Annotated in this window: 6 protein-coding genes; 5 read left to right on the top strand and 1 reads right to left on the bottom strand. The window is 61.7% G+C overall.

Annotated features, from left to right (window positions below):
- The coding region (locus tag H1Y01_RS09620; protein WP_219341421.1) for an MBL fold metallo-hydrolase at positions 1–489 on the bottom strand (489 nt) is incomplete at its 3' end.
- Between the two features lie 94 nt (positions 490–583).
- On the opposite strand from H1Y01_RS09620, the gene H1Y01_RS09625 reads away from it, so the two are divergent.
- The 5 genes from H1Y01_RS09625 to H1Y01_RS09645 all read left to right on the top strand — a co-directional run.
- Positions 584–1,537: a cation diffusion facilitator family transporter gene (locus H1Y01_RS09625; RefSeq protein ID WP_180540261.1), complete on the top strand. Its 954-nt coding sequence runs from the start codon at positions 584–586 to the stop codon at positions 1,535–1,537.
- Positions 1,537–2,610, top strand: a complete 1,074-nt coding sequence (locus tag H1Y01_RS09630) for a DUF58 domain-containing protein (protein ID WP_180540263.1) — start codon at positions 1,537–1,539, stop codon at positions 2,608–2,610. Before H1Y01_RS09625 ends, H1Y01_RS09630 begins: the two co-directional genes overlap by 1 nt.
- Positions 2,611–2,630: 20 nt before the next feature.
- Positions 2,631–2,912 (top strand): hypothetical protein, encoded by a 282-nt coding sequence (locus H1Y01_RS09635; RefSeq protein ID WP_180540265.1) that lies wholly within the window; start codon positions 2,631–2,633, stop codon positions 2,910–2,912.
- A gap of 16 nt (positions 2,913–2,928) precedes the next feature.
- Entirely contained in the window at positions 2,929–3,717 is a 789-nt protein-coding gene (gene trpC / locus H1Y01_RS09640; RefSeq protein ID WP_180540267.1) for an indole-3-glycerol phosphate synthase TrpC, read from the top strand.
- A partial coding sequence (locus H1Y01_RS09645) for a phosphoribosylanthranilate isomerase (protein WP_180540269.1) occupies positions 3,710–4,213 on the top strand: 504 nt, incomplete at its 3' end. The genes trpC and H1Y01_RS09645, both read left to right, overlap by 8 nt.

A 4,213-nucleotide genomic window follows, 5' to 3' on the forward strand; every position in this document is an offset into this window, starting at 1 on the left:
CCACGCGACTTCCTGAACTTTCCCGTACCGCTCGACGCGTAGTAAGTCACTCGTCTTCACGGCCGTCACAACGGAGGACCCCGAATCTTCCAGTCTGCGCAAGCTCGGAATATCGAAGTGATCCATATGCGCATGGGAGAGCAGAATCAGGTCGGGCCGCGGAAGCTCGCGCATGAACAGCCCGGGTTTGACGAGCCGCTTGATCCCGAGGGTCACCGGACCCACGTTCAGCCCGATGCGCTCGCTAAACACCGGGTCCGTCAATATGGTGAAACCGTCGACATTGATCCACGTTGTGCTATGCCCGAGCCAAGCGGCGTGCAATCCGGCCGCAGGCCAGTCCGCTACGTTCGGATGATTCGGCGCCGCGAGCACGGGGCGTTTCAAGTCTTCGGAGACGCGACTGAAGAATTGCGGGGCCATCTTGTACGCCGCGGCCGCCATTCCCGCAACGCCCAACCCGCTCCCAACCAAGGTTCGTCTTAGCACAGTTATCAGATGCTACGACCGGACCCGCCGTCGCGTTCCAGAAAACGGCGTTCCAGAAAACGGCGTTCCAGAAAAACCCTTAGAATAGAAGAAAGTGCACTCGCACGCGCATCATCACCACCACACCGGACGCATCCTGAACTGGTCGCTCGCCGCGACCGTCATCTTCGTCGTCCTCGAAGTGTTTGCCGGGATTCGCGGCGGCAGTCTCGCATTGCTGTCGGACGCCGGCCACAACGCGACCGATGCGCTCGCCCTGCTGCTCGCCTGGTTCGGATTACGCCAGGAAGCGCGGCCGCCCGATGAACGCAAGACGTTCGGCTATCAGCGCGCCGGAGTGCTGACCGCGCTGATTAACGCCGTCACGTTGATTTGCATCTCGGTGTGGATCTTCTACGAGGCCGCCGTGCGCCTGTTCCATCCAACGCCGGTGAACACGCTGATTATGGCGGTCACCGCGCTCGGCGGCATCGTTCTGAACGGCTCGATTGTTCTGGGGCTGCGCGGCTCCGATCGCGAGGATCTCAATCTGCGCAGCGCGCTCGTACACATGTTGGGCGATCTCGTCGGATCGGCGGCTATCGTGCTCGGCGCCGTCGCGCTCCGGTTCACCGGCTGGAGTTGGATCGATCCGGCGTTATCGATCGCGATCGCGGCGCTGATCGTCTGGTCCGCATGGGGCATCGTGAGCGACTCGCTGAACATTCTGCTGGAGGCGCTGCCGCGCGGGATGGCGCTTTCGTCGGTGAAAGACGCGCTGCGCGTGGTGGACGGCGTGATCGATATCCACGACCTGCATGTCTGGAGCCTCGGCTCGCGTTCGCGCGCGCTGTGCTGCCATGTGCTGATTGAAGACGTTCCGCCATCGGCGAGCCGGGCGATTTTGCAGGGGATTCAAACCATGCTTGCCGAGCGGTTCGGCATCCTGCATTCGACCTTACAGTTCGAACATCTGAACTGTTCGCCTGCCGATGACGTTTGTGCGGCCCACGAGTCGATGATGCGGCAAGCGGCTCATGAACACCAGCACCACGGTCACCATCACTAATGCCGCGCGGGCCGCGGCGCGGGTTCATTGCGCGAATCGCCGCCGGATTTTATCGCCGCCTCCGCTATCGCGTCACGCCGTCCGGTTATCTGTTCGCCGCGGCTCTGGCGATTGTGGGCGCGGGCGCCATCGCTTCCGCGAATAATCTGCTCTTTCTCATCCTTGCGGCGATGCTCGCCACGCTGCTGATTTCCGGGTTCGCGAGCCGCCTGTCGCTTGCTGGACTCGAACTGGAACTCAATCTCCCCGAACACTTAGCCGCGCGGCAACCGGTCACCGCGCGCATCCGCCTGCGCAATATGAAGTGGTTTCCATCCTTCGCCATCCAACTGGCCGGCCAACCGCAGTTTCCCAATATCCTGCAGCGTGAGATCGTGTTCCCGATCGTGCCGGGGAGGTCGACGCTGTTGGCTCACGCGCCGGCGGTGTTTCCGAAACGCGGCGTCCACCGGGAGAACCTGTTTGTGCTCTCGACGCGGTTCCCATTCGGTTTTGTGGAGCGGCGGGCGTCGGTTTCGATCAAGAGCGAGGTGATCGTTTACCCCGCGCTGGAGCCCACGCCGATCGGCGAAGAGCTGATGGCGGAATTGCGCGGCGACGTCGAACGCGAGCAGCGCGGACAGAGCGCGGATTTCTACCGGCTTCGTCCGTACGAAGTTTATGAGAGCGCGCGCCATCTGGATTGGAGGAGTTCCGCGCACACCGGAGAGCTGCAGGTCCGCGAGTTCGCGCGCGAAGACCGGTCGACGCTGTACATCTTTTTCGACTTACAGGCGGATGCGGGCGAGGCGTTCGAGCGCGCGATTGAATGCTGCGCGTGGCTGGTGTGGTCGCTCAGTACGCAGCCCGTGCACATCCGTTTTCAGACGCAGACCCGCGATTTGGGATTCCCGGATCAGGTGGACGCGTTCCAGATTCTGCACGAACTCACGTTGGCCGAGGCGGCGCGATTTGCTGTTGTGCCGGAGCCGGAAGCGGATGATCCGGATGTGCTGTTTTCGTTTGCCCCGGAGCGTTTTGAGGCTGCCGGATGGAGACCTTCGCGCGTCTTGAATTACGGCCGTCCGGAGTAAGTTGCTAGGCTGGAAGGGTCATGTCCGCCCGTAATGGAGATAAGTCGCGCTTTCACCGGCTGCGCAAAGCGAAGATCAGACGGCGTTTGCGCACGGAGCTGCTGCAGTCGTTAGTAACGACCGCGCCTGGGCAAGGTGCAGCGACGGAAGCTCCCACCGCGGAGACCGAATCCGGTGAACGTCCCGTGCGCGGGCCTCTTGCTGCCGTGGCGGAGACGGTCGGTTCCACGATGGGTACGATCGTCGCTAAGACCACGCATCCGCACCCAGAGCCCGAGCCCGCCGACAAACCGGCCGAATAGATTGTTACGCTGAGACTTGACCTCGGCGATCCCCGACGTATTGTGCCGCATTCTGGAGCGAAAGCGCCAGGAAGTTCGCGCGATCCAGACGCCTCGCGAAGCGCTTGAGTTGAGAGGCGAAGCGCGCGTGTTGCAGCGTCGTCCTTTTGCCGGAGCGTTGCGCCGTTCGAAACCGGCGATCATCGCGGAGATCAAGCAGCGTTCGCCATCCAAGGGTTTGTTTGCTGCGGCGTTCGAGCCGGATCGCATGGCGCGCCTTTACAGCGAAGGCGGCGCCGCTGCGATCTCGGTTTTAACCGATCAGGACTTTTTCGGCGGCAGCATCGAACATCTCGAAACCGCTCGCAGTTCTGTAAACCTGCCGGTTCTGCGCAAGGATTTCACGATCGACGAAATCCAAATCGCCGAAGCGGCGGCGCATGGAGCCGATGCAATTCTGTTAATCGCCGCCGTGCTCACCGAGCGCGAGTTGCAGCGATTTCGCGAATATGCGGCTCAGTTTCTGCTGGCGGCTCTGGTGGAAGTTCACGATTCCGAGGAACTGGAGAAAGCGATCGATTCGGGCGCCGCAATTATCGGAGTCAACAATCGCGATTTGAAGACGTTTGAGGTGCGCCTTGAAACATCGCTTGAGCTTGCAACGGAAATGCCGGCGAATGTCATTCGCGTCAGCGAGAGCGGCATCCATGAACGCGCACAGGTGAAGCTGTTGACCGACGCAGGCTATCACGCGTTCCTGGTTGGTGAGCATCTGATGCGCGCGCCCGATCCCGCGGCGATGTTAAGAGAATTACGTGTTGATTAAGATATGTGGCATCACCAATCCGGATGACGGGCACGCCGCGGTCGCTTACGGCGCTACGGCGCTGGGATTTATCTTTCATCCGCCGAGTCCGCGTTACATCGCGCAGGACGATCTGGCGGACTGGATCGGCGAATTCCCAACGAGCGTTCGTAAGGTCGGCGTCTTCGTCGATCGCCCCGCTGCGGAAGTAGAAGCGGTGTGTTCCCGGCTGAAGCTGGATGTCGCACAGCTGCACGGTCACGAGCATGCTTCCGACATTCCACGGCGAGTGGCTGTTTGGAAAGCGGTGCGCGTGCGCGATCTCATCGATCCGGCGTTCGATCGTTTCCCCGTTGAGGCGCTGCTGCTCGACGGCCCGTCATCCGGCCGCGCGTTCGACTGGTCACTCGCCCGCTCGGTAACAAAGCCGGTGATCCTCGCCGGAGGTTTGAACGAACACAACGTCGCGGATGCGATTCTCGCCGCTCATCCGTGGGGCATCGACGCGTGCTCGTGT

The organism is Nevskia soli, from assembly GCF_903970205.1.
Lineage (GTDB): Bacteria > Acidobacteriota > Terriglobia > Bryobacterales > Bryobacteraceae > Bog-113.